The sequence below is a fragment of the Winogradskya humida genome (assembly GCF_016862215.1).
Taxonomy (GTDB): Bacteria; Actinomycetota; Actinomycetes; order Mycobacteriales; family Micromonosporaceae; genus Actinoplanes; species Actinoplanes humidus.
In genome coordinates this window covers 23,776-48,910 of sequence record NZ_BOMN01000035.1, presented here as the reverse complement: position 1 = coordinate 48,910, position 25,135 = coordinate 23,776, and the positions used below count along the sequence as shown (strand labels likewise).

The window sequence follows — 25,135 nt, the reverse complement described above, 5'->3', positions numbered from 1 at the left end:
GAAGATCAAGGAGCGCTCCCGATGCCCATCGCTTCCCCTGAGGTCTATGCCGAGATGCTCGATCGCGCCAAGTCAGGCGCGTTCGCGTATCCAGCGATCAACGTAACGTCCTCGCAGACCCTCAACGCGGCCCTGCAGGGGTTCACCGAAGCGGGCAGCGACGGCATCGTCCAGATCTCCACGGGCGGCGCGGAGTACGCCTCCGGCCCGACCGTGAAGAACATGATCACCGGCGCGGTGGCCCTGGCCGAGTTCGCCACCGAGGTCGCCAAGAACTACCCGATCAACATCGCGCTGCACACCGACCACTGCCCGAAGAACAAGCTCGACGGGTACGTCCGACCGTTGCTCGCGATCAGCAAGGAGCGCGTCGGCAAGGGGCTCGCCCCGCTGTTCCAGTCGCACATGTGGGACGGCTCGGCCGTGCCGGTCGACGAGAACCTGCAGATCGCCGAGGAGCTGCTGGCCCAGGCCGCGGCCGCGCACATCATCCTCGAGATCGAGGTCGGCGTGGTCGGTGGCGAGGAGGACGGCGTCTCGGCCGACATCGACGACAAGCTCTACTCGACCGTCGAGGACGGGCTCGCCACCGCCGCCGCGCTGGGCCTGGGCGAGAAGGGCCGCTACATGACGGCCCTGACCTTCGGCAACGTGCACGGCGTCTACAAGCCGGGCAACGTCCAGCTGCGCCCCGAGATCCTCAAGGAGATCCAGGACGCGGTCGGCGCCAAGTACGGCAAGGAGAAGCCGTTCGACCTCGTCTTCCACGGCGGCTCGGGCTCGCTGCTCTCCGAGATCCAGGGCGCCCTGGACTTCGGCGTGGTCAAGATGAACATCGACACCGACACTCAGTACGCCTTCACGCGCCCGGTCGTCGATCATGTGATGAAGAACTACGACGGCGTCCTGAAGATCGACGGCGAGGTCGGCAACAAGAAGGCGTACGACCCCCGGGCCTGGGGCAAGCTGGCCGAGAACGGCCTCGCGCAGCGCGTCGTCGAGGCCTGCGAGCACCTGCGCTCGACGGGCACGAGCCTCTCGAAGTGACTCTGCGGTAACCACACGACAGCGGCCGGTTCCCATCGATGGGGATCGGCCGCTGTTCCGTTGCAGGATCACACTATGCAATGGGTACGATCATCGTCTTCTGTTCCCCGGAGGCGGTGATCTTGCTCGGCATCGAGGGTTACGATCCCGAATGGCAGCACGACGCCGTGGCCCTCGCCGCAGTCCACAGAGCACGGTTCTCGCGGCTCATCGGCAAGAAGATGGTCTCCGGCTGGCTCATGTGGGACCTCGCGGCGCGCGGCTGGTTCGCCGACGGCCCGGTGATCCTCGGCTTCGGTGAGACGAACGTCGAGATAACGCACCGCAAGTTCGACGAGTGCTCGATCTCCTGGGACCAGGTCGACATGAGCGCCCCCGTCGACTGGTACGGCACCGGCATCGAGCTCGACTGGCGCGCCGACCCGCACCCCGCCCTGCGCAAGGTCCGCGGCAAGGCCCTGCGTGAGGTCAACATCATCGAACGCACCACCAACGCGGAGTGGCGCCCCCGGATCCTGCACGCCGTCGAGTTCCTCTTCGACCGCGGCCGCCTCGCGATCTACAACGCCATGGACGAGAACGGCATCGCCGACATCCCTGAACGCGACCTCCCGATCAACAGCTGGCGCCGCGTCCACATCGCCTAAGACCCACTGCCGCCCCCGCCGCCACTGTCCCCGCCGCCCGGCGATCCGCCGCCGTAGTCCGGGGACGGGGAGCCGCCGTACCAACCCGGTGTCGGATTGTCAGTCCCGGTCGGCGGCGGCAAGGACCGCGACGGCGGCAGGTGGACCGGGCGGTCGCGCACGGCCAGCCACACCGCCACAGCGACCGCCACCAGGAAGCCCGTACCGAAAAGAATCGTGCCCATGCCGACAGTGTGCGACGGCCGCGCTACTCAACTACGCCTCGAGTGCCGCCATCGCCTCGTCGATCGAGTCGGTGACCACGATCAGATCCGACTGGTCGCCGTGCGGAGAGCGGGCCAGCAGCGGCTTGAGCAGGTCCACCACGGGCAGCTTCGCCCAGTGCGCCACACCCAGGAAGACGAACGCGCCCGAGGGCCCGTCGGTCCGGTAGAAGGTCTTCGTCGCTGCCTGGAACACCTCCTGCACGGTACCCGCCCACCCCGGCGCGAACACGATGCCGCCCCGGGCCAGCCTCAGGATCGAGTCCTCGCGTACTGCGTTGGAGAAGTACTTGCCGATCTGGCCCGCGAACAGGTTGGCGGGCTCGTGCCCGTACAGCCAGGTCGGCAGCGCCAGACCACCATGCGTGAGCTGCGCGACCACATCGCGTGAGTCCGTGGTCGGCGGCGGGAATTCCGCGCGCACCGCTAGAGCCGCTGCCGTGAACGGATCATGGTCCATGAAGGCCGGTGCCGGCGCGAGCAGGTCGATCGCACGGTCCAGCTCAGCCTTGGCCCGGGTCGCGAAATACGCACCGAGGTTCGCCGCTTCCATCACCCCCGGCCCGCCGCCGGTCACGATCAGCCGTCCGGCCGCGGCCAGCCGATGGGCAAGATCAGCAGCCATCCTGTACGCGTCTGAGCCCCGCGCTTCGGCGTGCCCGCCCATGATCCCGACCGCCCCGCGCGGCCCGTGCGCCTCGAACCAGGCTGCCAGCGCCTTGCCGAGCGCGTTGTCGATGCCGGCGTCGTGCAGCCGTTGCGCGATCGCCTCCCGCAGATCCGGGGCGGCACCGCCGTGCTCGAGGTAGTGCTGGTAGACGCGGGTGTCGTACATGCCCGCGAAGCCGTCCTGGGCGAACCCGAACGACAGGTCCTCCGGCGTGTAGAGATGCGCCGGATGGGTCGGGAACGGCCGCGCGTCGAACGGCGGGATCAGATGCGCGCCCCGCCGGATGAGGTCGATCTCCACCTCGGCGTCCGCCAGCTCGCAGCCGATGAAGAACGTGCCGGTGACGTCTACGCCCGTGAAGTCGGGTGGGTCCTGGTCCAGCCGCAGCCCCAGGACGATCAGGTCGGCGAGCGAACGTTTGGCCAGATGGACCTCGAACTCGGCCCGTGACTCGACCTCGAACTCGGTGGCATCAAAAGGTTGCTGAGGATCCCCGAACATCCCCGTAGGGTAGCCACCGTGCGAAATGCGTCGGGATCGCTGTACGGGCTGGCCTACGGAGACTCGCTGGGCAAGCCGACCGAGTTCCAGGACTACGCGACCATCGTCGCCAGGTATGGCCCGGGCGGCCCCCAGGAGTTGTCGGGGGATCCGGCGCTCGTCACCGACGACACCCAGATGGCGCTGGCGGTCGGCGAGGCCATGCTCGCGGGCCCGGTGACGCCGGACGTCTTCGCGGAGAACCTGCGCCAGGGGTTCCTCGCCTGGGCCATCAGCCCCGACAACAACCGCGCACCCGGAATGACCTGCCTGCGCGCGTGCGGCGAGCTGGCCGACGGCAAACCGTGGCAGCTCGCGTCGCAGATCAACTCGAAGGGGTGCGGCGCGAACATGCGTGTCACCCCGCTCGGCCTGGCTCCGGGGCTGACCGAGGACCAGCTGGCCGGTGGTGCGCAGTTGCAGGCAGGGCTCACCCACGGGCACCCGACCGGGCTGGTGGCGAGTGAGTTGACTGCTTTGAGCGTACGGTGGCTGGCCGATGGTCTTGATCCTCAAGATCTTCTTGCCCGGCTGCGTGCGCGCTGTGCCGCCGAGCGCACCAACTACCGCGGCGATTGGCTCGGCGACCTGTGGCAGCGATCCACGGCAAACAGCCCCGCGGAGTTCATCGCGCTCGGCTGGGACGAAACGGACGCCGCCCTGGCCCGCGTGGAGAGGGCCCTACGCCGCGGTGACTTCGCCGGCGACCCGTGCCTGGCCACCGGCGCCGGCTGGATCGCCGAGGAGGCGCTGGCCACCGCGCTGTACTGCTACCTGATCTCGCCCGACGAGCCGATCGCCGTCCTCGGCCGGGGCGCCGCATCCTCCGGCGACTCCGACTCGATCGCCTGCCTGGCGGGTGCCTTCGCGGGCGCCGCCCTCGGCATGAATGCCTGGCCGGAGCCGTGGTCGACGCGGATCGAATACACCGACCGGCTGCACAAGCTGGGCTCGGAGTGGGATAACAGCGGACCCTCAGGAATGTAGGAGCCGGGTCCGGGTTGAATAGGAACATGCAGAATCTCCTTCCCGAACCCCCGGCCACCCGCCTGCCCGCCGACGAGGCCGCCGACGGTGCCCTCGTCGAGGCGGCGAAGACCGGCACCGACGAGGCATACAAGGAGGTGGCGGCCCGCTTCCCGGCCTTCAGCGGCGGATGGGCGGCGCTCGCCGAGAACGCCCTGGCCGAGAAGCAGCCGGTGACGGCATACGCGTACGCCCGGACCGGCTACCACCGCGGCCTCGACGCCCTGCGCCGCAACGGCTGGAAGGGCCACGGTCCGGTGCCGTGGTCGCACGTGCCCAACCAGGGCTTCCTGCGCGCGCTGCACGCCCTGTCCCAGGCCGCCGCCCAGATCGGCGAGTCCGACGAGGCGGCCCGCTGCGCCCAGTTCCTCCGCGACAGCGACCCGGCTGCGGCCGACGCCCTGTCCTGACCGTGAGTAGAGGGCCGAGCCGACGACGGCCCGGCCCTCTTGCTCAGAGCCCTTCAGCGACCGCGGCTGCGATCTTGAGCCAGGAGTCGCGCGTGTTGGTGGAGAGCTGCCCGTACCGCAGCGGCTCACCCGAGTCGATCAACTTCTCGTAGGGCGCGAGCAGCACCGCCCGGGTCCGCGCCGCGAAGTGCCGCTGGATCGCGGGCAGGTCGATGTCCTTACGCGTCGACGGGATCGACACGACGGTCACCGCCTGCCGGACCAGCCGCTGCCGCCCGCTCTGCTCCAGGTGGTCCAGCATCCGCGCCGCGGTCTCCGCCGAGTCGTTACGCGCCGACATGGTGATCACGAGCTGGTCGGTGGCATCCATCGCCGCCTGCCAGTTCTGCGCCCGCACGTTGTTACCCGTATCCACGAAGATCAGCTTGTAGAACCGGCTGACGATCTCCCGGATCTCGGCGAACGTGGTCGCCGTGAGCATCTCACCCGCCGTCGCGGACTCATCGGACGCGAGCACGTCGAACATGCCCTCGCCCTGCGCCCGCACATACTGCGACAGGTCACCGACGCGCCCGTGCGATCCCCGAAACAGATGCAGATCCCGCATCATGTCGCGAACCGTACGAGCATGGAAGTCCTGCTGCGCCCGCATGCCCAGCGTGCCCTGGGTCTCGTTGTTGTCCCAGGCCAGCACGTAGCCACCGCGCTTCTGCCCGAACGTCATGGCGAGCAGCAGCACCGCCACGGTCTTGCCGGCGCCGCCCTTCGGGTTGACCACGGTCACCTGCCGCAGCCCACCGAAGTTCCGCCGGACCATCTCGACGTCCTGCTTGTATTCCTGCTCCCGCTTACCGGGCGCGAGCCGCACCAGACCCATCGTGGTCTTCTGCAGCATCGCCCGCGGCCCCATGGTCGCGGTCGGATCAACCGGCTTCGCCAACCGCCGCCGCGCGAACTCCTCCGCAGTCGGCGTCCCGTCCGAAACCCAGGGCAGCTGCTGGTACGGGTCTACGGGCGGCTGGCTCGGCTGCTGGTGATCCTGCGACCGCGGCCCGACCGCCCGGGGGTCCACCTGCGGCGGGTACGGCCCGGGCGGCGTCGGCGGCTGCTGCGGCCCGTTCTGCGGCCACTGCTGGTAGGGCCCCGGTTGCTGCGGATAGGGCTGTTGCGGCCCTGCCTGTTGCGGACCCGGCTGTAGCGGCCCCGGCTGTTGTGGCCCTGTTTGTTGTGGCCCAGGCTGTTGTGGCCCGGTCTGGTGCGGCCCGGTCTGGTGCGGCCCGGGATGCTCCGGGTGCGGCTGAGGCGGCATCTGCTGCGGGCCGGGCTGTTGCGGTCCCGGCTGCGGCGGCATAGGCCCCGGCCGTCCCGCAGTTCCCTCGGTACGCCCATCCTGCGCAACCGGCGCCGCCCGGTAAACCGCCCCCGAGTCGTTCGGCTCCGCAACGGGACGCCCCTCGGCCCCGGCCTGCGGTGTCGCAGTCGGGTGATACGTCGGCCCGCCATTCTCCTGAACCGTGGCACTTGCCCCGGACCGAGACGTGTCAGCGCTCGGCGGCACCGGCACAGCAGCCTCTTCCACCACCGGCGCGATAGCCCGCTGCGGCGGCTGCGACCAGGGCGTATCCCCTGACCCGTGCCCCTGCCCGCCGTCCTCGTCCGCCCCGTCCTCATCCCCGGCATCACTCGCCGGGTTCAGCCCGGGCGGCGGATTGTTTCCACCCCGGAAAAGCCGCGAATCCGGCGCAGCCGAAACCGACGCAGCCGGACTGGCCCACGGCCGCCCACTACCTTGCTGGGCCCCCTGCGAAGCACCCTCCTGCGGCGCCGCATCCTGCCCAGCAGCCCCACCGACCGGCACCTCACCACTCCCCGAAGCGCCACTCAAAGACCCACTACCACCGTTCACCTGCCCGCCGCCACCGTTGACCTGCGCGCCGCCGCCGTTGACCTGCGCGCTGCCGCCACCGTGCACCGGCGCAGCCCCGCCTCCGACCACGGACGCCCCGCCTCCGACCACGGGCGCGCCGCCATGAACAGGTGCACCCCCATGCACAGGCGCACCACCATGAACGGGCGATCCACCGTGAACAGGCGCACCGCCATGCACAGCGCCACCACCAAAAACGGGAGCACCGCCATGGACGGGCGGCCCACCATGCATCGGCGCCGCACCATCAGCTCGGTTGCCATCCGTGCCGAACACCGGCCCAGGAGCCGGAGCGCCAAAAGCGGGCCTGGCCTGCTGCGTGCCATGCGGCCCCGGGGCGGGATTGCCCTGCTGCGGCCCGCCCTGCCCGCCGAAGGGCGACCCACCCGCCCGCCCGCCGTAAGCGGGCCCAGCCTGCTGCCCATTACCGGGACCAAACTGTTGACCAGGCCCCGCCTGCTGCCCATTACCGGGGCCGGACTGTTGACCAGGCCCCGCCTGCTGCCCATTACCGTGACCAGACTGTTGACCGGGGCCGGCCTGTTGCCCGTAACCAGGGCCAGGTTGTTGCCCGTAACCAGGGCCAGGTTGTTGCCCGTTACCGGGCCCGGGCTGCTGCCCATAGGCAGGACCGGGAGGCTGCGCGTAGGGGTCCGACGGCTGCGCCCCGCGGTCCATGGGCCGATACACGCCGGAATCGCCCGTTCCCGGAAGGGGCGGGCGTGCCTGCGCCGGGTCCTGCTGCGCCGGCCGGCCGCCATGGGGCGCGACCGGGGCGCTCAGCTCCTCCGGCGGCCAGAACGGTTCGACGTCCCGGTCGGGTGGCGAGCCGTTGGTACCCGGGACGTAGACGCGTTCGGCGTTCTCGTCCTCCACGGATGCGACCTCCCCGTAAAACAGTTTTCGAACCTACGTGCCAGTACCAACCAGCGTCGCACAAACGGTCATGCTGCGTACACCGCCCATGCCCCGGGCTCGGTCCACCAGGAGCGTTTGCGGGTAGTGCTTCCTGCCACACCGTCGTCCAGGAACTGGAGTTCGCCGTCGCGGGGGAGCACCGAGACGGCTCTGCCGCGGGCGCGACGCACCTCGATGCGTACCCGTGGCTTCTTGAACCGTTCTTTGACCACGACCGGGACCGCAACGGCGACCTCGACCCGGCCGTCGGTGGGATCGCCCTCGGCGAGCAGTTGGATTCCGTCGAACTCCGCATATGCCCCGCCGTTGCCGATCGCACACGCGATGACGTGATCGCTGCCGTCGGAGAGCACCGCGTCGTCGACCTCGACCCGTCCCCGCCACGGCACCGCACGCCCGGCCTCGTCGACGCCACCCACCAGGGCGCCGTCCACTGTGACCGAGCCGCCATCGTTGCGCAGCAGGTCAAGGCGGCGAACCGTGCCGTTGAGCACCGCAGCCGCGACCTTGGCCGGGTCGCGGGGCAGCCCGAGCTGGGCGGCCAGGTCACCAGTGTTGGCCGGGTCGAGGGGCAGGATCGCGATCGGCGGCAGGTCGGGAACCGTACGATCCGCGGCCAGATCGGCGGGCCGCTTACTGGGCGGCGGCGCATATCTCCGGACGAGCCGGCGCACGACCGCCCTCAATTGCCCATCGGTCGCGACCGCCACAACCAGCCGAATCTTGCTGTCCGGGTCGGGCCAGACCAATCCGTCCGTACGCGCCGGAGCATCGAATCGCGCGATAACCGCATCGATCTCCGCGTCGGACCCGGCGACCACGGTCTCCACCCGCGCCCCAGCCTCGGTGAACGCCTCAGCACACCGCAACACCGGCACCCGAGGAGCCGCGCACGACGCACACCGCTCCCCATCACTGTGCTCATGCCCACACCCAGCCGTCGCACCGCCGCCAGCCGTCGCGCCGCCAGAGTTTTCCGGGACGCCGCAGGCTCCGCACGCACCGCCGCAGCCACCCGCGCCGGAGCCCCCACCCTCGGCGAGGCTCAGCAGGATCACGTCGTACATGTCAGGCCGCGCTCAGGACCGAGTGACGCTCGATGACCTCTTCGCGACCGGGGCCGACGCCGACGACCGAGATGCGGGCGCCGATGCGGGCCTCGACGTACTCCACGAAGCGCTGGGCGTTCTCGGGCAGCTCGTCGAAGCTGCGGCAGCCGCTGATGTCCTTCTTCCAGCCGGGCAGCGTCTCGTAGACCGGGACGGCGTGGTGGAAGTCGGTCTGGCTGACCGGCATCTCGTCGTGGCGCACGCCGTTGACCTCGTAGGCGACGCAGACCGGGATCTCGTCGAGCCCGTCGTAGTTGTCGAGCTTGGTCAGGACGAAGTCGGTGACGCCGTTGATGCGCTGGGCGTAGCGGCCCATCACCAGGTCGAGCCAGCCGATGCGGCGGGGGCGTCCGGTGGTGGTGCCGTATTCGTGACCGACCTCACGGATGTAGTCGCCGATCTCGTCGTGCAGCTCGGTCGGGAACGGGCCTTCACCCACCCGGCTGGTGAACGCCTTGAGGACCGCCACGACCCGGTCGACCCGCGTCGGCGGGATGCCGGAGCCGGTGCAGGCCCCGCCCGAGGTCGCGTTGGAGCTGGTCACGAACGGGTAGGTGCCGTGGTCGACGTCGAGCAGGGTCGCCTGGCCGGCCTCGCAGAGCACGACCTTGCCCTCGTCGAGGGCCTGGGACAGCTCGAGCGCGGTGTCGCCGACCATCGGGCGCAGCCGCTCGGTGTAGGAGAGGAGCTCCTGGATGACCTCTTCGGCCTTGATCGCGTTCCGGTTGTAGATCTTCGACAGGACCTGGTTCTTGAACGACAGGGCCGCCTCGACCTTCTGCCGCAGGATCGACTCGTCGAAGAGGTCCTGGATGCGTACGCCGAGCCTGTTCATCTTGTCGGCGTAGGTCGGGCCGATGCCGCGGCCGGTGGTGCCGATCCGCCGGGCACCGAGGAACCGCTCGCTGACCTTGTCGAGGGAGCGGTTGTAGGACGCGATGACGTGCGCGTTGGCGCTGATCCGCAGGCGGGAGGTGTCGATGCCGCGGGCCTCGAGACCGTCGAGCTCCTGGAAGAGCACGGCGAGGTCGACCACGACGCCGTTGCCGATCACGGGGGTCACGCCGGGGGTGAGGATGCCGCTGGGCAGCAGGTGCAGGGCGTACTTCTCGCCCTTGATCACCACGGTGTGGCCGGCGTTGTTGCCGCCGTTGAACTTGACCACGTAGTCCAGCCGGTCGCCCAGCAGGTCCGTCGCCTTGCCCTTGCCCTCGTCGCCCCATTGGGCGCCGACCAAAACGATCACCGGCACTTCTGACGCCTTCCGTTGAAACACGTCGTACGCGGAGAGGCCCGGGTACTGCCGAAGTTTACGCGACTCCCCAGCTCACCGCCTCCGGGTTGTCCACAGGTCGGACCAGTTATCCACAGGCCGCCCTACTTATCCACAGGGTGTCATCCGGCTGTCGCACCGCGTGCACTGTGGACCATGTGGACGACCTCGAAGGTGATCACCGGCGGCCCGTAAGATCTGCCCCGTGCGCGTACTTCTGATCGGATCCGGTGGCCGCGAGCACGCTCTCGCGGTCGGCCTCGCTGCCGACCCCTCGGTGGAGCAGCTCATCGCGGCTCCCGGCAACCCGGGCATCGCCGCGGTCGCAACGCTGCGTGATGTCAACGCTACGGACCCTGCGGCGGTCGCCGACCTGGCCGTCGAGGTCGGTGCCGACCTGGTGGTGATCGGGCCCGAGGCGCCCCTGGTCGCGGGTGTCGCCGACGCCGTGCGCGCCAAGGGCATCGCCTGCTTCGGCCCGAGCGCCGCCGCGGCCCAGCTGGAGGGCTCCAAGGCGTTCGCCAAGGACGTCATGGCCGCCGCCGGCGTGCCGACCGGCAGGTCCTTCGCGTGCACGACCGCCGAGGAGGCCGACGCTGCCCTGACCGAGTTCGGCGTGCCCTATGTCGTGAAGAACGACGGGCTCGCGGCCGGCAAGGGTGTGGTGGTCACCGACTCGCTCGCCGTGGCGAAGCAGCACGCCGACGAGTGCGGTCAGGTCGTCATCGAGGAGTTCCTGGACGGCCCCGAGGTCTCGCTCTTCGTGGTGACCGACGGCACGGCTGCGGTGCCGCTCATGCCGGCGCAGGACTTCAAGCGGGCACTCGACAACGACGAGGGCCCCAACACCGGCGGCATGGGTGCCTACGCGCCGCTGCCGTGGGTGCCTGCCGACCTGGTCGAGCGGGTGATGGCCGAGACGGTCGAGCCGACGCTGGCCGAGATGCGCAAGCGCGGCACCCCGTTCGCCGGCCTGCTCTACGTGGGGCTGGCGCTGACGAGGTCCGGCCCCAAGGTCATCGAGTTCAACGCCCGCTTCGGCGACCCGGAGACCCAGGTCGTGCTCGCCATGCTGGACTCGCCGCTCGGCGAGCTGCTGCACGCGGCGGCCGCGGGCACGCTGTCCGACTTCCCGCCGCTGCGCTGGCGCGACGGCTCAGCGGTCACGGTCGTGGTCGCCGGCCACAACTACCCCGGAACCCCTCGCACGGGTGACGTCATCGAGGGTGGCGAGCTCGACGGTGTGATCCACGCCGGCACCGCCCGCCGCGACGACGGCGCCCTGGTCTCCGCCGGCGGCCGGGTGCTGAGCGCCACCGCGACCGGCTCCGACCTGGCGGCGGCCCGCGCGGCCGCATACGAGCTGGTCGGCCGGATCAAGCTCGACGGCTCGCACCACCGCTCCGACATCGCCCTCGCCGCAGTCGAGGGCCGAATCGCGCTTTAATGGGAGACGCCGGCCTTCCCCGAGGGGAAAGCCGGCGTAACCGGATCAGTTCTTCGGGATGTCGAAGAGCTTCGCGACCTGCGCGGCAAGGCCGAGGTCGCCCTTGGCCTTGATCTTGCCGGTCATGAACATCATCATCGGGTTGCCGTCGCCCGAGACGACCTTCAGGAACGTCAGCGGGTCCATGGTCATCGCCAGTTTGGGCTCGCGCACCGGCTGGTTGGTCACCGTGCAGGCACCGTTCTCGATCACCGTCTCGTAGGTGTCGGAGGTGCCGCCGGCGCCGCCCGTGATGATCCAGTGGATGACGGCCTGGGTGCTGCCGGCCCGGTCGGCGCGGAAGAGCGTGGGCATCCGGCCGAATACCTCGTCCAGGATCTTGCCGCGGGTGTCGGAGGACATCACCTCGGCGAGCTTGGCGTCCGGCGTGGACTTCACCAGCTGCGAGAACTCCTTGGGGCCGATCGTCGCGAGAGCTTCGGGGCTGAAATCAGTCATCGGTGGACCTTTCGGGATGAGCGCCAGACCTACTCACGAGTAACCCTAGCGAGAACCTCGTCGTCCTGCAGTCTCTCAACCCCCAAGCAAGTGTTGGACAGTGAGCCCCGCCTCGCCCTAGACTCCCCAACATGTCTTTGGGAGAAGAGCCGGCGCAACGTCAGGCAAGGCTGCGGGCGATGTCCCACCCGGTCCGGTTGCGGATGATGTCCCTGCTCACCGGTGCGGGGATGACTGCCGCCGAGCTCGCCCGGGAGCTCGGCCTGACCCACGCGAACGCCAGCTACCACCTGCGCAGCCTGTTCGCCGTCGGGCTGATCGTTCAGGAGGGCGAGGAGCGGATCCGGGGTGGCGTGGCCAAGCGCTACCGGTACGTGTCGTCCGCCCGCGATCACGAGCGTCCCGCCGAGGGCTTCAAACCCGGCTGGGCCGAGACCCAACGCGGCCTGTTCGGCGCGGTCGCCGACGAGCTGACCCGGCGCACTGGCGAGGGCGACTGGACGGTCGGCGCCTCCATGACCGACGCCGAGCTGTGGGTCGACCCCGACCTCTTCAACAGCATCCGCGACCGCCTCGCTCAACTGAGTCGTGAGCTCCACTCGGCGGCACAGGCGCCGCGCACCCCCGGCACCGTCCGGACCAGCACCACCTTCGCCATGTTCCGCATGGAGGAGTCGTGAGCATGCTCGCGCCGCTGCGCTACGTGCCGTTCCGCTTCCTGGTCGCCGGTCGCACGATCAATGCCCTGGGCAACGCCATCGCCCCGGTCGCGCTGGCGTTCGCGGTGCTCGACCTCACCGGCTCGGCGACCGACCTGGGGCTCGTCGTCGGTGCGCGGATGCTCGCCAACGTGCTCTTCCTGCTGTTCGGCGGTGCGCTCGCCGACCGCGTACCGAAAAACCTGCTGATGGTGGGATCGAGCATCGCGGCAGCGGTCACCCAGGCTGCCGTGGCAGGCATGATTCTTTCCGGTACGGCCACAGTGCCGCTCCTGATCGTCCTGTCCTCGATCAACGGCATGGTCGCCGCGCTGGCCCTGCCCGCCTCGTCGGCGATCCTGCCCCAGCTCCTCCCGGCCGAGCTGCGCCAGCAGGCGAACGCCATCAGCCGGCTCTCGTTCAACGGCGCCATGATCATGGGTGCCCCGGTCGGCGGCATCATCGTGGCCGCCATCAGCCCCGGCTGGGGCATCGCCATCGACGCGGTGACCTTTCTCTGCTCCGCCGCCTGCTTCGCCCTGCTGCGGATCCCACCCGCTCCCACCGTCCCGGCCGAGCGCGCCGGCATCGTCGCCGAGTTGCGAACCGGGTGGACGGAGTTCCGGTCGAGGACGTGGCTGTGGGTGGTGGTCGCGGCGTTCTCCGTGATCAACGCGTGTATCAGCGGCGGCATCAACGTGCTCGGACCGCTGGTCGCGGACGAGACGGTCGGGCGCCGGGCCTGGGGCTTCGTGCTGGCCGCGCAGACCCTCGGGATGCTGCTCGGCGCGCTGATCGCCATGCGTCTGCGGGTCCGCCGGCTGCTCTTCGTCGGCGTGCTGTGCACCGCGTTCGAGGTGCTGCCGGTCCTGACCCTCGGGGTGGCGCCGCACCTCGGCCTGCTGATCGCGGCGACGTTCCTGGCAGGCCTCACCATCGAGGAATTCGGCATCGCGTGGGAGACGACGATGCAGGAGCACGTGCCGGCGGACAAACTCGCGCGGGTGTACTCGTACGACATGGTCGGGTCCTACCTCGCCATCCCCATCGGCCAGGTCGCCACCGGGCCGATCGCGGAAGCCGTGGGGGTGCGGACGACATTGATCGGCGCCGCAGGACTGATCGCCCTCGCAGTCCTGGCCATGGTCTCCAGCAGTGACGTACGCAACTTGCGCCACGAGTTATCCACAGGGTCGCCGACGGAGGGCAGAGCACCCGCGGCGCCCATGGAAGAATTGGCCCCGTGAGCATCCCGAACGTCCTCGCCAGCCGCTACGCCTCCGCCGACCTCGTCGACCTGTGGTCGCCCGAGGAGAAGATCCGGATGGAGCGCCGGCTGTGGCTCGCGGTCCTGCGCGCCCAGCGCGATCTCGGCATCGCCCTGCCCGACGGCGTGGTCGAGGCCTACGAGCGGGTCGTGGACGACGTCGACCTGGCGAGCATCGCGGCGCGCGAGAGGGTCACCCGCCACGACGTCAAGGCGCGGATCGAGGAGTTCAGCTCGCTCGCCGGTCACGAGCACATCCATAAGGGCATGACCTCGCGCGACCTCACCGAGAACGTCGAGCAGTTGCAGATCCGCGCGTCGCTCGAGCTGATCCGGGGTCGCATCGTGACGACCCTGGCCCGGCTGACCGAGCGGGCCGTCGAATACAGCGACCTGGTGCTGACCGGCCGTTCGCACAACGTCGCCGCGCAGGCCACGACGCTGGGCAAGCGGTTCGCGAGCGCTGCCGAGGAGCTGCTCATCGCCTATGACCGCCTCGACGACCTGATCCGCCGCTACCCGCTGCGTGGCATCAAGGGCCCGGTCGGCACGGCCGCCGACCAGCTCGACCTGCTCGACGGCGACGCCGGCAAGCTAGCCGAGCTCGAGCGCAAGGTCGCCGATCACCTCGGCTTCGAGCGCGTCCTGACCAGCGTCGGCCAGGTCTACCCGCGCTCGCTCGACTTCGACGTGGTCTCCGCGCTGGCCCAGGTCACCGCGGCGCCGTCCTCGCTCGCCACCACGATCCGCCTGATGGTCGGCCAGGAGCTGGTGACCGAGGGCTTCAAGGCCGGCCAGGTCGGCTCGTCGGCGATGCCCCACAAGATGAACACCCGCTCCTCCGAGCGCGTCAACGGCCTCGCCGTGATCGTCCGCGGCTACCTCTCCATGGTGGGCGAGCTGGCCGGCGACCAGTGGAACGAGGGCGACGTCTCCTGCTCCGTGGTTCGCCGGGTGGCCCTGCCCGACGCCTTCTTCGCCACCGACGGCCTCTTCCAGACGTTCCTCACCGTCCTGGACGAGTTCGGTGCATACCCGGCGGTCATCGCCCGCGAGCTCGACCGTTTCCTGCCCTTCCTCGCGACCACGAAGATCCTGGTCGCCGCGGTCCGCAAGGGTGTCGGCCGCGAGGTCGCGCATGAGGTCATCAAGGAGCACGCGGTCGGCGTGGCCCTGGCCATGCGCGAGAAGGGCATCGCCGACAACGACCTCTTCGACCGGCTCGCCGCCGACTCCCGCCTGGGTCTCAGCCGCGCCGAGATCGACACCCTGGTCGCTGACCGGGCGGCGTTTGTCGGCGCCGCCCCCTCCCAGGTGCAGGCCGTGGCCGACCGGGTCGCCGAAATCGTGGCCGCGCACCCGGAGGCCGCCAAGTATTCCCCGGCTCCCATTCTCTAGATATCGACGCGCATCACTGTCCGGCGTCTGAGCGTGGCTGAGAGTGATCATTCGGTGCCGCCACTCTGGGGGTGGTGGCTGAGATCACGGTCGAGATGCCCTGCTCAGCGCCGGTTGCGTCGTTCTGCCGACACCGGCCGATGGGTCGACCGGGGGTCGCGCAAGGTAGGCTTTGGCCGCTCGCCCCTTAGAGGGCCACCCAACTGCGAACCTTCAGTCAGGAGTGCCCGTGGCTCGCGTCGTCGTCGACGTCATGCTCAAGCCGGAGATTCTCGATCCGCAGGGCCAGGCGGTGGCAAATGCGCTGCCACGGCTCGGCGTGAGTGCCATCTCCTCCGTACGCATCGGACGCCGGATCGAGATCGAGTTCGACGGTGAACCCGACCTGGACACCGCTCGTGAGATCGCCGACAAGCTGCTCGCCAACCCGGTCATCGAGGACTTCTCGATCCGGGTCGACGAGCAGGCCGGTGACTCCGCCCAAGTGAGCGCGTGACCATGCGGATCGGTGTCGTCACCTTCCCCGGATCCCTCGACGACGGTGACGCCGCTCGCGCGGTGCGCATCGCCGGCGGCGAGGCTGTTCGTCTCTGGCACGGAGACGCCGACATCCACGGCGTCGACGCCGTGGTGCTGCCCGGCGGCTTCTCATACGGCGACGCGCTGCGCTGCGGCGCGATCGCCCGGTTCGCGCCGGTGATGGAGACCATCATCGACGCCGCCCGCGGGGGTCTGCCCGTGCTCGGCATCTGCAACGGCTTCCAGATTCTCTGCGAGGCCCACCTCCTGCCCGGCGCGCTCACCCGCAACCAGCACCTCCACTTCCGCAACCGCGACCAGCACCTGCGGATCGGCGCGACCAACACGGCCTGGACCAACACCTTCACCGAGGGCGAGGAGATCCTCATCCCGGTGAAGAACGGTGAGGGCTGCTTCGTCGCCGACACGCACACGCTCGACGAGCTCGAGGCCGAGGGCCGGGTCGTCGCCCGTTACACCCGGGGCAACCCGAACGGCTCGCAGCGTGACATCGCCGCGATCACCAACGCGGCGGGCAACGTGGTCGGCATCATGCCGCACCCGGAGCACGCCGTGGAGGCGCTGACCGGTCCGTCGCTCGACGGCCTAGGCTTCTTCACCTCCGCCCTGCGACACCTCGCCGGGGTCGCTGGCGGTCAGCTCACAGGGGGAGCGACGCGATGACCACCCAGCCCGATACCGCTCCCGTCTCCAAGACGCCCGAGCAGCCGGCGGCCAAGCTGTCCGCCTCGGCGTTCGCCGCGACCGACGTCCTGGCCAGCGAGTTCGGCTCGGTCGACACCGTCGAGCGCGCCAATGAGACACCGGACGATCTGCAGCCGCACGCCGAGCTCGGCCTCAAGGACGACGAATACGAGCGGATCAAGCAGATCCTCGGCCGTCGTCCGACCGCCTCCGAGCTCGCGATGTATTCGATCATGTGGAGCGAGCACTGCTCCTACAAGTCGAGCAAGGTGCACCTGCGCCAGTTCGGCGAGAAGGCACCGAAGAACACCCGGATGCTCGCCGGCATCGGTGAGAACGCCGGCGTGGTGCAGATCTCCGACGAGCTCGCGGTCACCTTCAAGGTCGAGTCGCACAACCACCCCAGCTACGTCGAGCCCTACCAGGGTGCGGCGACCGGCGTCGGCGGCATCGTGCGCGACATCCTCGCCATGGGTGCCCGCCCGATCGCGGTGATGGACCCGCTGCGCTTCGGTGCCGCGGACCACCCCGACACCGCGCGGGTGCTTCCCGGCGTCGTGGCAGGCATCGGTGGCTACGGCAACTGCCTGGGCCTGCCCAACATCGGTGGCGAGATCGTCTTCGACCCCTGTTACCAGGGCAACCCGCTGGTCAACGCGCTGAGCATCGGCGTGCTGCCGGTCGAGCGGCTGCAGCACAAGGAAGCCGCCGGCGAGGGCAACATCGTCGTGCTGCTCGGTGCGCGCACCGGCCGTGACGGCATCGGCGGTGTCTCGGTGCTGGCGTCGGCGACCTTCGACGAGGGCGCCGAGCAGCGCCGCCCGTCGGTCCAGGTCGGCGACCCCTTCATGGAGAAGCTGCTCATCGAGAGCTGCCTCGAGATGTACGACGCCGGCCTCGTCGCCGGCATCCAGGACCTCGGCGGCGCCGGCCTGACCTGCGCGCTCACCGAGACCGCGGCGGCTGCCGGCACCGGCATGCGGGTCTGGCTCGAGCGGGTGCCGCTGCGTGAGGCGTCGATGTCGCCCACCGAGATCCTGGCCAGCGAGTCGCAGGAGCGCATGCTCCTGATCGTCACGCCGGAGAAGCTCGACCAGGTGCTCGCCGTCGCCGAGAAGTGGGGCGTGTGGGCCACCGCGATCGGTGAGGTCACCGCGAGCGATGCCGCCGGCCACCCCGGGCGCCTGCTGATCAGCTGGAACGACCACGTCGTCGTCGACGTGCCGCCCGGCTCGCTCGCCGACGACGGCCCGGTCTACGCCCGGCCGATCCGTGAGCCCGCCGACCTGATCCTGCTCCAGGCCGACCGCGCCGAGACGCTCCCGCGGCCGACCACGCCCGAGGAGCTCCGCGAGACGGTGCTGCGGATGATCGCCTCGCCCAACCTTTGCGACAAGAGCTGGGTGACCGAGCAGTACGACCGCTACGTCCTCGGCAACACCGTGCTGGCGCAGCCCGAGGACTCCGGTGTGCTGCGCATCGACGAGAAGACCGGCCTGGGTGTCGCGCTCTCCGTCGACGGCAACGGGCGCTACGCGCGGCTCGACCCCTACGAGGGCGCCAAGCTGGCCCTCGCGGAGTCCTACCGCAACGTCGCGATCAGCGGCGCCGAGCCGATCGCCGTCAGCGACTGCCTCAACTTCGGCTCGCCCGAGGACCCGGCCGTCATGTGGCAGTTCGCCGAGGCCGTGCGCGGCATCGCCGACGGCTGCCAGCAGCTGAACATCCCGGTGACCGGCGGCAACGTCAGCTTCTACAACCAGACCGGCGCCGCGGCGATCCACCCGACCCCGGTCATCGGTGTGCTCGGCGTCCTGGAAAACGTCGCCACCCGGGTGCCGATGGGCTTCCCGCCGCCGCCGACCGCGGAGGGCGACCTGCTCTTCCTGCTCGGCAACACCGACTGCGAGCTGTCCGGTTCCGAGTGGGCGTGGGTCACCCACAACCACCTCGGTGGCAAGCCGCCCAAGGTCGACCTCGCCCACGAGGAGCGCCTCGGCCGGCTCATGCGGCAGGCCGCGGAGCGCGAGCACGTCGTCGCGGCCCACGACCTCTCCGACGGCGGCCTCTCCCAGGTCCTCGTCGAGTCCTGCCTGCGCCGCAACGTCGGTGCCCGGGTCACGCTGCCCGAGCACGAGGCGGCCACCACGCCGTTTGTCTGGCTCTTCAGCGAGTCGGCCGGCCGCGCCGTGGTCGCCGTCCCGCGTGGTCACGACAAGGCCTTCACCGCCCTCGCCGCCGAGCACGGCGTGCCCTGCACCCCGATCGGTGTCACCACCGAAGAGCCGGTTCTGGAGATCCACAACCAGTTCTCGCTCGGCCTGGACGAGCTGCGCGAAGCCTTCAGCTCCACCATGCGCAACCTGTTCGGCAGCCCGGCCGAGGTCGCAACCAAGTAATCAGCAGAAGCGAGACGAGGCGTCACGGCTCCGGCCGTGGCGCCTCGTTCTTTTGGCAGGATCACCGGAATGGCATCCACCAAGGACTGGCTGGACTGGCACCTGCCTTACGCCGACGAACAGTCACCCCTGTCCCGGCGACTGCGTCTCATCCAGCACCACCTCACCGAGTGGCTCGACTCGAAGTCCGACGCCGCCACCATCGTCAGCGTCTGCGCAGGCCAGGGCCATGACCTGATCGGCGTGCTGGCCGCCGGCCCGGTTCGGGCTCATCTGATCGAGTTCGATCCCCGCAACGTGGCGGCGGCGCGTGAACGCATCGGCGAGGCGGGACTCGACAATGTCACCGTGATCTGCGCGGACGCGGGCGACCTGACGACCTATCAGGACCTGGGCCGGGCGGATCTGGTGCTGCTGGCCGGCGTCCTGGGCAACATCAGCGACGCCGACGTACGCCGAACGATCGAAAGGGTCCCGCAGTTGTGCACGAAAGGCGCAACGGTCATCTGGACCCGAGCCCGCCGCGCACCCGACCTGACCCCGGCCATCCGCGCCTGGTTCGCCGAGGCTGGCTTCGCGGAACGGGCGTTCCACGCGCCGGAGGACGTGATGTTCACCGTCGGCGTGCACGAGTTCCACGGCGAGCCCCAGCCGCTCGAACCCGCTGGCACGATCTTCCGCTTCTTGTAAAGCGAATGGCCGGTCCCGCCGTGGTGGCGGAACCGGCCATTGCCTACTTCACGAACTCAGTTTTCCCACTGCCGGGTGGCTTCCGGAGGCTGCTGACGCGGGGCGCCGCGCCGGCCGCTCTGCTGCTCGGGCCCGTAGCCGTTGCCGCGCTGGTCGTAGCCGCCGCCCTGCTCCGCATACCCGTCCTGCTCGCCGTATCCGCCGTCCTGCTGCGGGGCCCCGCCGTACTGGCCGCCACCGTACTGGCCGCCGCCCTGAGGCGCGGCGGGCGCGCCACCATAGCCGCCGCCGTACTGGCCGCCCTGGTCGTAGCCCTGGTCGCCGTAGCCACCCTGGTCGCCATAATCGCCGCGCGCAGCACCGTAGGCGCCACCGCTCTGCGGAGCGGCACCAGCGCCGTAAGCGCCACCGCTCTGCGGAGCGGCACCGCCGCCGTAAGCGCCACCGCTCTGCGGAGCACCGCCGCCGTACTGACCGCCACCCTGAGGTGCGCCACCGCCGTACGAGCCGGTGCCACCGTAGTTGCCGCCGTAACCGCCCTGATCGTCCTGATCGGCTCCGTAGCCGCCGTTCTGGTACGAGCCGGCGGGCTGCCCGTAGCCGCCGTCATACGCGGGCTCGGCCTCGGGCCGGTACATGCCGGTGGGCTCGTCGAAACGCTGCTGCTGTTCCGGAGCGACATAGCCGGCGGGCTCGCCGTACCCGTTGTGGTCGTCGTACCCGTCGTAACCGTTCTGGCCCTGCTCTTCGTACCCGTCGTAGCCGTTCTGAGCCGCCGCCGGGGCACCGCCGAACTGGGTTGTGCCGCCGTAAGCGCCGGCCGCACCCGCACCCGCAGCGCCGGCCGCGCCTGCCGCCGCGGTGCCCCAGCCGCCCGGAGCGTTGTACGCACCGTTCTGCGGCAACGGCGCTCCGTAGGGGTCAGGGAATTCCTCGTCGACCGGCGGCGCGACGGGCGTCCGGTGGATCATCGTCGGGGCGTCCGCGATGGACGGTGCTCCAGAGCGCGGCGCGATCATCGTGGCGTCGCTGACCCGGCCGCCACCGACCGGAGCCGACAGGCGGGTCTCGTCAGCACCGGCGTAGCGACCAGCGCCGACCGGCACAGGGCCACCGCCCGGGCCTCCGCCGTTCGGGCCGTTGGGGCCGTCCGGGTCGTCGTCGGCTGCGGCACTCTTGCGGCGCATCATGACCAGCACGATGGCGCCGATGCCCGCGGCGACGAGCAGGCCGCCCAGGATGATGAACAGCGTCGAGCCGGAGCCGTCGCTGTTGTTGGCGGCGTTGGTCGGGGCCGGAGCCGCCTCGTCACTGGCAGCGTCGGTCTCGTCCTCGGTGGCCTCGTCGGTGGCCTCGTCGGTCGGTTCGGTGCTGGTCGTGGCCGAGGGTGACGGCGTGGGTGAGGTGGTCGCCGCGATGAGCGTGAGCGTCAGCGGCACGTTGATCGACTTGCCGTCCGCGCCGGATGCGTTGACCGGGTCGCCCTTGTAGCCGTCCTTGATCGCCCCGACGGAGAGCGAGCCGACCGCGATCGGCTTGGCATCGGTGGAGCGGAAGGAGTAAGCGCCGTTGCTGCCGGAGCTGATCTGGAAGGTCGCGCCGTTGCTGTCGCGCATGCCGACGGTCGCGCCGGCGATTCCCTTGCCGTCCTGGTCCTTGACCTTGCCGCTGACCTGGCGGATCGACTGGGGCTTGTCCGCGCCGCGAACCTTGATGCTCCGATTGGCACTGCCGGGCTGGCCGCCGATCGTCGCGGTGATCACGACGTTGAAGGACTTGGTCTCTCCAGCATCGACAGTGGGCGCGGTCAGCGTCACCGAATACTCACGCGACGTCTGCGTGGGCGCGATCGTCTCGTCGAAGTCGCAATCGCCGCCGCAGTTCATGCCGTTGCTGTTGACAACGATCCGGGCCGACGCGTCGGTGTTCTGGCCGTCGATGAGTTTGTTCGAGTTCTTGACCGTGAACTTCAGCGTGCTTGTGCCACCGGAGGGGATGTCCCCTGACGACAGGCTACTGATAGATACTGTTGGAGCATCCGCGAGTGCTGCCACCGGGGCGGCGAAGATCGCGGCACCCACCAGCGCCAAGAACGCACCGGCCTGGACAGCCCGGGCTCGTAGGTGCGTTGTCACGTCCACCGCCTTCCGGTCGCTCGGTCCCCGGGCCGCCTGATGAAAAGGCCCATGGATCCCGCGCTGAATACACACCGTCGGCCACTATGCCCTGTCGAAGGACGTCCGCGCGACCCAGGGCCGCCGGGTTGTGGCCGAATGCCGGGTCGTATTGTCCCGACGTGTCTGCTGCGCACAATAAATCCGAGTCGGTCGACCAGGCGTTGGACGCGCTGGACGGCGGCGGTGAACCTACCCGCGAAGTTCTTCGTGACGCTGTGCGAGCACTGCTCGCGGAGCTCGCGCGGACCGTCCCCGGCCGATCGGTGGAGGTCCGTATTCCACCTTTCGGTGCGATTCAGTGTGTCGAAGGTCCCCGGCACACCCGTGGCACTCCGCCCAATGTGGTCGAGACCGATCCGATGACCTGGCTGCTGGTTGCTACAGGCCGACTGAGCTGGGGCGATGCGGTCGAATCGGGGCGGATTCGGGCCAGCGGTATACGCACCGATCTCACTCCGTACCTCCCTGTGCACCAGGGCTGATTCCCCGGTGGCTCGCGTACACTGGCTGCTCGGAACAGCCCAGCATTTCCGAGCAGATCAGCATGAGGGAGCAAGCGCGTGCCCCGAGGCGACGGCCGGTTGACCGACGATCTCGACCCCCAGGACCGCGGACCCCAGGATGCCTGCGGCGTCTTCGGTGTCTGGGCCCCGGAGGAAGAGGTCGCCAAACTCACCTATTTCGGCCTCTTCGCATTGCAGCACCGCGGTCAGGAAGCGGCTGGCATCGCTGTCAGTGACGGTTCCGGCGTGGTGGTCTACAAGGATCTCGGCCTGGTCTCCCAGGTCTTCGACGAGCCGACACTGGCGAGCCTGCGCGGCCATCTCGCGATCGGCCACACCCGTTACTCCACCACCGGTGGATCCAACTGGGAAAACGCGCAGCCGACGATCCGGGCCACGACGGCCGGCACCACGATCGCCCTGGCGCACAACGGCAACCTCGTCAACACGGCCGACCTGGCCCGCGAGATCGCCGAGCGCGGTCTCGACGTCGGCGACGCCACCTCGGACACCGCCATGGTGACCACGCTGCTGGCCAGCCGTCCCGACCTCTCGGTCGAGGCCGCGGCCATGGAGGTGCTCCCGCGACTGCGTGGCGCGTTCAGCTTCGTCTTCATGGACGAGAGCACGCTGTACGCAGCTCGCGACGCCCAGGGGGTGCGCCCGCTCGTGCTGGGTCGCATGGAGCGTGGCTGGGCCGTGGCGAGCGAGACCGCCGCGCTCGACATCGTGGGTGCCAGCTTCGTCCGCGAGGTGGAGCCGGGCGAGATCCTCGCGATCGACGAGCACGGCCTGCGCTCGACCCGCTTCGCGACCCCCGAGCCCAAGGGCTGTCTCTTCGAGTACGTCTACCTGGCCCGCCCCGACACGACGATCTCCGGTCGTAATGTCTACGCGGCCCGCGTCGAGGTCGGCCGGCGGCTCGCCAAGGAGCACCCGGTCGAGGCTGACCTGGTGATCGGCGTCCCGGAGTCCGGCATCCCGGCCGCCATCGGCTACGCGGAGGCCTCCGGCATCCCCTACAGCGCCGGCTTCATGAAGAACGCCTACGTCGGCCGCACCTTCATCCAGCCCTCGCAGACGATCCGGCAGCTCGGCATCCGGCTCAAGCTCAACCCGCTGCGCGAGGTCGTCCGGGGCAAGCGGATCGTGGTGATCGACGACTCGATCGTGCGCGGCAACACCCAGCGCGCCCAGATCCGGATGCTGCGCGAGGCCGGTGCCCTGGAGATCCATGTGCGCATCTCCTCCCCGCCGGTGAAGTGGCCCTGTTTCTACGGCATCGACTTCGCCACCCGGGCCGAGCTGATCGCCAACGGCCTGGAGATCGACGGCATCCGCCGCTCGATCGGCGCCGACAGCCTCGGCTACGTCTCGCTGGACGGCCTGATCGGGGCGACGGAGCAGCCCAAGACCCGACTCTGCATGGCCTGCTTCGACGGGCAGTATCCGATCGAGCTGCCGGCCGGGCATCTGATCGGCAAGCATCTGCTGGAGAGCGTCGGCAAACGGGCCGCGATGCCCGCCTCGACGCCGGCAGCGACCAGTGCCGCGGTGGCCGGCCTCGAGCAGCAGTACGAGGACGAGCAGTACACCGAGGGCGAGCGCGCGACGGCCAAACCGCTCGTGGGCAGCCCGGGCGGCGTGGACGCCCTGCACCGCCCGTAAACGGCGATCGTGCGTACCTGACCGGTAGCCCGCCGTAGTGTCGGCAGGCCACCGGTCTTGGGGTCCGAAGGGCCCCGGCCTTAGGGTCGACGAGGCGGTCATCCGTGCCGCCACCGAAAAAGCCCGTCACCGGGCGAAGCTCAGCACCACCATCAAAGGGGAGAACCGTGACGCACGTGTCCGAGCGCAACAGTGCCGGATCCAACGGCGCCGAGGGCGCCGACCGCCAGCCATGGTCGGCTGGGGCGGCCCGTCCCGGACGCAAGCGCACGGCGACGTACGCGGACGCGGGCGTCTCCATCGAAGCCGGCGACCGGGCGGTCGAGCTGCTCAAGTCGAAGGTGAAGCGGGCGAACCGTCCCGAGGTCATGGGTGACCTGGGCGGCTTCGCGGGCCTGTTCAAGCTGAACGCGGCGAAGTACAAGAGCCCGATCCTCGCGTCGTCGACCGACGGTGTCGGCACCAAGCTGGTGATCGCGCAGCAGCTCAACATCCACGACACGATCGGCATCGACCTGGTCGCCATGGTCGTCGACGACCTCGTGGCCTGTGGCGCCGAGCCGCTCTTCATGCTCGACTACATCGCCTGCGGCGAGGTCGTGCCGGACAAGGTTGCCGAGATCGTCGCCGGCATCGCCGACGGCTGCCGTTACGCGGGCTGTTCGCTGCTGGGCGGCGAGACGGCCGAGCACCCCGGCGTCATGCGCCCGGATGAGTACGACGTCTCCGCCACCGGTGTCGGCGTGGTGGAGGAGAGCGAGATCCTCGGCCCGCACAAGGTCGAGCTCGGCGACGCCGTGATCGCGATGCGCTCCTCGGGGCTGCACTCCAACGGCTACTCGCTGGTGCGGCACGTCCTGCTGGGAGCGGGCCGGATGCGCCTCGACACGGTGGTCGACGACTTCGGCGGCCAGCGCACGCTCGGCGAGGAGCTGCTGACCCCCACCAAGATCTACGCCAAGGACTGCCTCGGCCTGATCGAGGAGACCGACGTCCGGGCGTTCTGCCACGTGACCGGCGGCGGCATCCCCGGCAACCTGAACCGGGTCCTTCCCGCGCACCTGGACGCTGTCGTGGACCGCTCCTCGTGGCGCCCGCAGCCGATCTTCGACCTGATCCAGGCGAAGGGCCGCATCGAGGGTGCCGACATGGAGGCCACGTTCAACATGGGCGTCGGCATGTTCGCCATCGTGTCGGCCGATGACGCCGACCGGGCGATGGCCTACCTGACCGGCCGTGGTGTCGAGGCGTGGCAGGTCGGCGAGATCATCGAGGGCTCCGGCCAGGTGCACATGGTCGGCCAGTACACCCGGGGCTGATCCCGTTCGGAAACGTT

General features: G+C 69.8%; 22 protein-coding genes and 1 pseudogene. 15 read left to right on the top strand and 8 right to left on the bottom strand.

Going from position 1 to position 25,135, the window contains the following annotated elements:
• Positions 1–21 precede the first annotated feature (21 nt).
• Both fbaA and Ahu01nite_RS15225 read left to right on the top strand, forming a co-directional pair.
• Positions 22–1,047 carry a class II fructose-bisphosphate aldolase gene (gene fbaA / locus Ahu01nite_RS15230; RefSeq protein WP_203837165.1) on the top strand — a complete coding sequence of 342 codons (1,026 nt, stop codon included), beginning with the start codon at positions 22–24 and terminating at the stop codon, positions 1,045–1,047.
• An 80-nt stretch (positions 1,048–1,127) separates the two neighbouring features.
• Entirely contained in the window at positions 1,128–1,694 is a 567-nt protein-coding gene (locus tag Ahu01nite_RS15225; RefSeq protein ID WP_239158860.1) for a hypothetical protein, read from the top strand.
• On the opposite strand, the gene Ahu01nite_RS15220 is transcribed toward Ahu01nite_RS15225, so the two are convergent.
• Positions 1,691–1,918, bottom strand: coding sequence for a hypothetical protein (locus Ahu01nite_RS15220; RefSeq protein ID WP_203837164.1), 228 nt, complete (start codon positions 1,916–1,918; stop codon positions 1,691–1,693). The two genes, Ahu01nite_RS15225 and Ahu01nite_RS15220, sit on opposite strands and share 4 nt — an antisense overlap.
• Positions 1,919–1,949: 31 nt before the next feature.
• On the bottom strand, positions 1,950–3,128 hold the full coding sequence (locus Ahu01nite_RS15215) for an LOG family protein (RefSeq protein ID WP_203837163.1): 1,179 nt from the start codon (positions 3,126–3,128) through the stop codon (positions 1,950–1,952).
• Between the two features lie 18 nt (positions 3,129–3,146).
• Between Ahu01nite_RS15215 and Ahu01nite_RS15210 the strand changes: the two genes are divergently transcribed.
• Both Ahu01nite_RS15210 and Ahu01nite_RS15205 read left to right on the top strand, forming a co-directional pair.
• Positions 3,147–4,154 carry an ADP-ribosylglycohydrolase family protein gene (locus Ahu01nite_RS15210; protein WP_203837162.1) on the top strand — a complete coding sequence of 336 codons (1,008 nt, stop codon included), beginning with the start codon at positions 3,147–3,149 and terminating at the stop codon, positions 4,152–4,154.
• Between the two features lie 26 nt (positions 4,155–4,180).
• Complete coding sequence (locus tag Ahu01nite_RS15205; RefSeq protein ID WP_203837161.1) at positions 4,181–4,603, top strand: DUF3151 domain-containing protein; 423 nt, start codon at positions 4,181–4,183, stop codon at positions 4,601–4,603.
• Between the two features lie 43 nt (positions 4,604–4,646).
• Here the strand turns inward: Ahu01nite_RS15205 and Ahu01nite_RS52015 are convergent.
• From Ahu01nite_RS52015 to Ahu01nite_RS15190, 4 genes and pseudogenes are all read right to left on the bottom strand, one after another.
• Positions 4,647–5,798 (bottom strand): annotated as a pseudogene (locus Ahu01nite_RS52015) (MinD/ParA family ATP-binding protein); the annotation flags it as partial.
• 707 nt (positions 5,799–6,505) lie between these two features.
• The gene (locus Ahu01nite_RS50365) at positions 6,506–6,793 is read right to left on the bottom strand and encodes a hypothetical protein (RefSeq protein ID WP_239158865.1); all 288 of its coding nucleotides are present in this window, start codon (positions 6,791–6,793) and stop codon (positions 6,506–6,508) included.
• A gap of 681 nt (positions 6,794–7,474) precedes the next feature.
• A complete protein-coding gene (locus tag Ahu01nite_RS15195) occupies positions 7,475–8,515 on the bottom strand; it encodes a diacylglycerol kinase family protein (RefSeq protein WP_203837159.1) in 1,041 nt (346 codons plus the stop codon).
• Position 8,516: 1 nt separating this feature from the next.
• Complete coding sequence (locus tag Ahu01nite_RS15190; RefSeq protein ID WP_203837158.1) at positions 8,517–9,809, bottom strand: adenylosuccinate synthase; 1,293 nt, start codon at positions 9,807–9,809, stop codon at positions 8,517–8,519.
• A gap of 226 nt (positions 9,810–10,035) precedes the next feature.
• On the opposite strand from Ahu01nite_RS15190, the gene purD reads away from it, so the two are divergent.
• Positions 10,036–11,277 carry a phosphoribosylamine--glycine ligase gene (gene purD, locus Ahu01nite_RS15185; RefSeq protein WP_203837157.1) on the top strand — a complete coding sequence of 414 codons (1,242 nt, stop codon included), beginning with the start codon at positions 10,036–10,038 and terminating at the stop codon, positions 11,275–11,277.
• Positions 11,278–11,322: 45 nt separating this feature from the next.
• Here purD and Ahu01nite_RS15180 read toward each other — a convergent pair whose 3' ends face one another.
• Positions 11,323–11,775: an SCP2 sterol-binding domain-containing protein gene (locus Ahu01nite_RS15180; protein ID WP_203837156.1), complete on the bottom strand. Its 453-nt coding sequence runs from the start codon at positions 11,773–11,775 to the stop codon at positions 11,323–11,325.
• A gap of 131 nt (positions 11,776–11,906) precedes the next feature.
• On the opposite strand from Ahu01nite_RS15180, the gene Ahu01nite_RS15175 reads away from it, so the two are divergent.
• The 7 genes from Ahu01nite_RS15175 (at position 11,907) to Ahu01nite_RS15145 (ending at position 19,451) form a co-directional block, all read left to right on the top strand.
• The gene (locus tag Ahu01nite_RS15175) at positions 11,907–12,455 is read left to right on the top strand and encodes an ArsR/SmtB family transcription factor (protein ID WP_239158858.1); all 549 of its coding nucleotides are present in this window, start codon (positions 11,907–11,909) and stop codon (positions 12,453–12,455) included.
• Between the two features lie 2 nt (positions 12,456–12,457).
• Positions 12,458–13,720: an MFS transporter gene (locus tag Ahu01nite_RS15170; protein ID WP_239158864.1), complete on the top strand. Its 1,263-nt coding sequence runs from the start codon at positions 12,458–12,460 to the stop codon at positions 13,718–13,720.
• The gene (purB, locus tag Ahu01nite_RS15165) at positions 13,717–15,138 is read left to right on the top strand and encodes an adenylosuccinate lyase (protein ID WP_203837154.1); all 1,422 of its coding nucleotides are present in this window, start codon (positions 13,717–13,719) and stop codon (positions 15,136–15,138) included. Before Ahu01nite_RS15170 ends, purB begins: the two co-directional genes overlap by 4 nt.
• A gap of 229 nt (positions 15,139–15,367) precedes the next feature.
• Positions 15,368–15,634, top strand: a complete 267-nt coding sequence (purS, locus tag Ahu01nite_RS15160) for a phosphoribosylformylglycinamidine synthase subunit PurS (RefSeq protein ID WP_203837153.1) — start codon at positions 15,368–15,370, stop codon at positions 15,632–15,634.
• Complete coding sequence (purQ, locus tag Ahu01nite_RS15155) at positions 15,631–16,341, top strand: phosphoribosylformylglycinamidine synthase subunit PurQ (protein ID WP_203837152.1); 711 nt, start codon at positions 15,631–15,633, stop codon at positions 16,339–16,341. Before purS ends, purQ begins: the two co-directional genes overlap by 4 nt.
• Positions 16,338–18,761, top strand: a complete 2,424-nt coding sequence (purL, locus tag Ahu01nite_RS15150) for a phosphoribosylformylglycinamidine synthase subunit PurL (RefSeq protein ID WP_239158857.1) — start codon at positions 16,338–16,340, stop codon at positions 18,759–18,761. Before purQ ends, purL begins: the two co-directional genes overlap by 4 nt.
• A gap of 69 nt (positions 18,762–18,830) precedes the next feature.
• Positions 18,831–19,451 carry a class I SAM-dependent methyltransferase gene (locus tag Ahu01nite_RS15145; protein WP_203837151.1) on the top strand — a complete coding sequence of 207 codons (621 nt, stop codon included), beginning with the start codon at positions 18,831–18,833 and terminating at the stop codon, positions 19,449–19,451.
• A gap of 56 nt (positions 19,452–19,507) precedes the next feature.
• On the opposite strand, the gene Ahu01nite_RS15140 is transcribed toward Ahu01nite_RS15145, so the two are convergent.
• Entirely contained in the window at positions 19,508–21,586 is a 2,079-nt protein-coding gene (locus Ahu01nite_RS15140) for a carboxypeptidase-like regulatory domain-containing protein (protein WP_203837150.1), read from the bottom strand.
• Between the two features lie 161 nt (positions 21,587–21,747).
• Here Ahu01nite_RS15140 and Ahu01nite_RS15135 point away from each other — a divergent pair, with 161 nt between their 5' ends.
• From Ahu01nite_RS15135 to purM, 3 genes are all read left to right on the top strand, one after another.
• The gene (locus Ahu01nite_RS15135) at positions 21,748–22,110 is read left to right on the top strand and encodes a sterol carrier family protein (RefSeq protein ID WP_203837149.1); all 363 of its coding nucleotides are present in this window, start codon (positions 21,748–21,750) and stop codon (positions 22,108–22,110) included.
• Positions 22,111–22,188: 78 nt separating this feature from the next.
• Positions 22,189–23,799 (top strand): amidophosphoribosyltransferase, encoded by a 1,611-nt coding sequence (purF, locus tag Ahu01nite_RS15130; RefSeq protein ID WP_203837148.1) that lies wholly within the window; start codon positions 22,189–22,191, stop codon positions 23,797–23,799.
• A 167-nt stretch (positions 23,800–23,966) separates the two neighbouring features.
• Complete coding sequence (gene purM / locus Ahu01nite_RS15125; protein WP_203837147.1) at positions 23,967–25,118, top strand: phosphoribosylformylglycinamidine cyclo-ligase; 1,152 nt, start codon at positions 23,967–23,969, stop codon at positions 25,116–25,118.
• Positions 25,119–25,135 lie beyond the last annotated feature (17 nt).

What these genes read in the sequence shown, in the direction of transcription:
- Ahu01nite_RS15220 (WP_203837164.1), bottom strand. Translation starts at nt 1,918, where the DNA reads ATGGGCACGATTCTTTTCGGTACGGGCTTCCTGGTGGCGGTCGCTGTG.
- Ahu01nite_RS15145 (WP_203837151.1), top strand. Translation starts at nt 18,831, where the DNA reads ATGGCATCCACCAAGGACTGGCTGGACTGGCACCTGCCTTACGCCGAC.
- purL (WP_239158857.1), top strand. Translation starts at nt 16,338, where the DNA reads ATGACCACCCAGCCCGATACCGCTCCCGTCTCCAAGACGCCCGAGCAG.
- fbaA (WP_203837165.1), top strand. Translation starts at nt 22, where the DNA reads ATGCCCATCGCTTCCCCTGAGGTCTATGCCGAGATGCTCGATCGCGCC.
- Ahu01nite_RS15225 (WP_239158860.1), top strand. Translation starts at nt 1,128, where the DNA reads ATGGGTACGATCATCGTCTTCTGTTCCCCGGAGGCGGTGATCTTGCTC.
- Ahu01nite_RS15170 (WP_239158864.1), top strand. Translation starts at nt 12,458, where the DNA reads ATGCTCGCGCCGCTGCGCTACGTGCCGTTCCGCTTCCTGGTCGCCGGT.
- Ahu01nite_RS15180 (WP_203837156.1), bottom strand. Translation starts at nt 11,775, where the DNA reads ATGACTGATTTCAGCCCCGAAGCTCTCGCGACGATCGGCCCCAAGGAG.
- Ahu01nite_RS50365 (WP_239158865.1), bottom strand. Translation starts at nt 6,793, where the DNA reads ATGGCAACCGAGCTGATGGTGCGGCGCCGATGCATGGTGGGCCGCCCG.
- Ahu01nite_RS15205 (WP_203837161.1), top strand. Translation starts at nt 4,181, where the DNA reads ATGCAGAATCTCCTTCCCGAACCCCCGGCCACCCGCCTGCCCGCCGAC.
- Ahu01nite_RS15215 (WP_203837163.1), bottom strand. Translation starts at nt 3,128, where the DNA reads ATGTTCGGGGATCCTCAGCAACCTTTTGATGCCACCGAGTTCGAGGTC.
- Ahu01nite_RS15175 (WP_239158858.1), top strand. Translation starts at nt 11,907, where the DNA reads ATGTCTTTGGGAGAAGAGCCGGCGCAACGTCAGGCAAGGCTGCGGGCG.
- Ahu01nite_RS15195 (WP_203837159.1), bottom strand. Translation starts at nt 8,515, where the DNA reads ATGTACGACGTGATCCTGCTGAGCCTCGCCGAGGGTGGGGGCTCCGGC.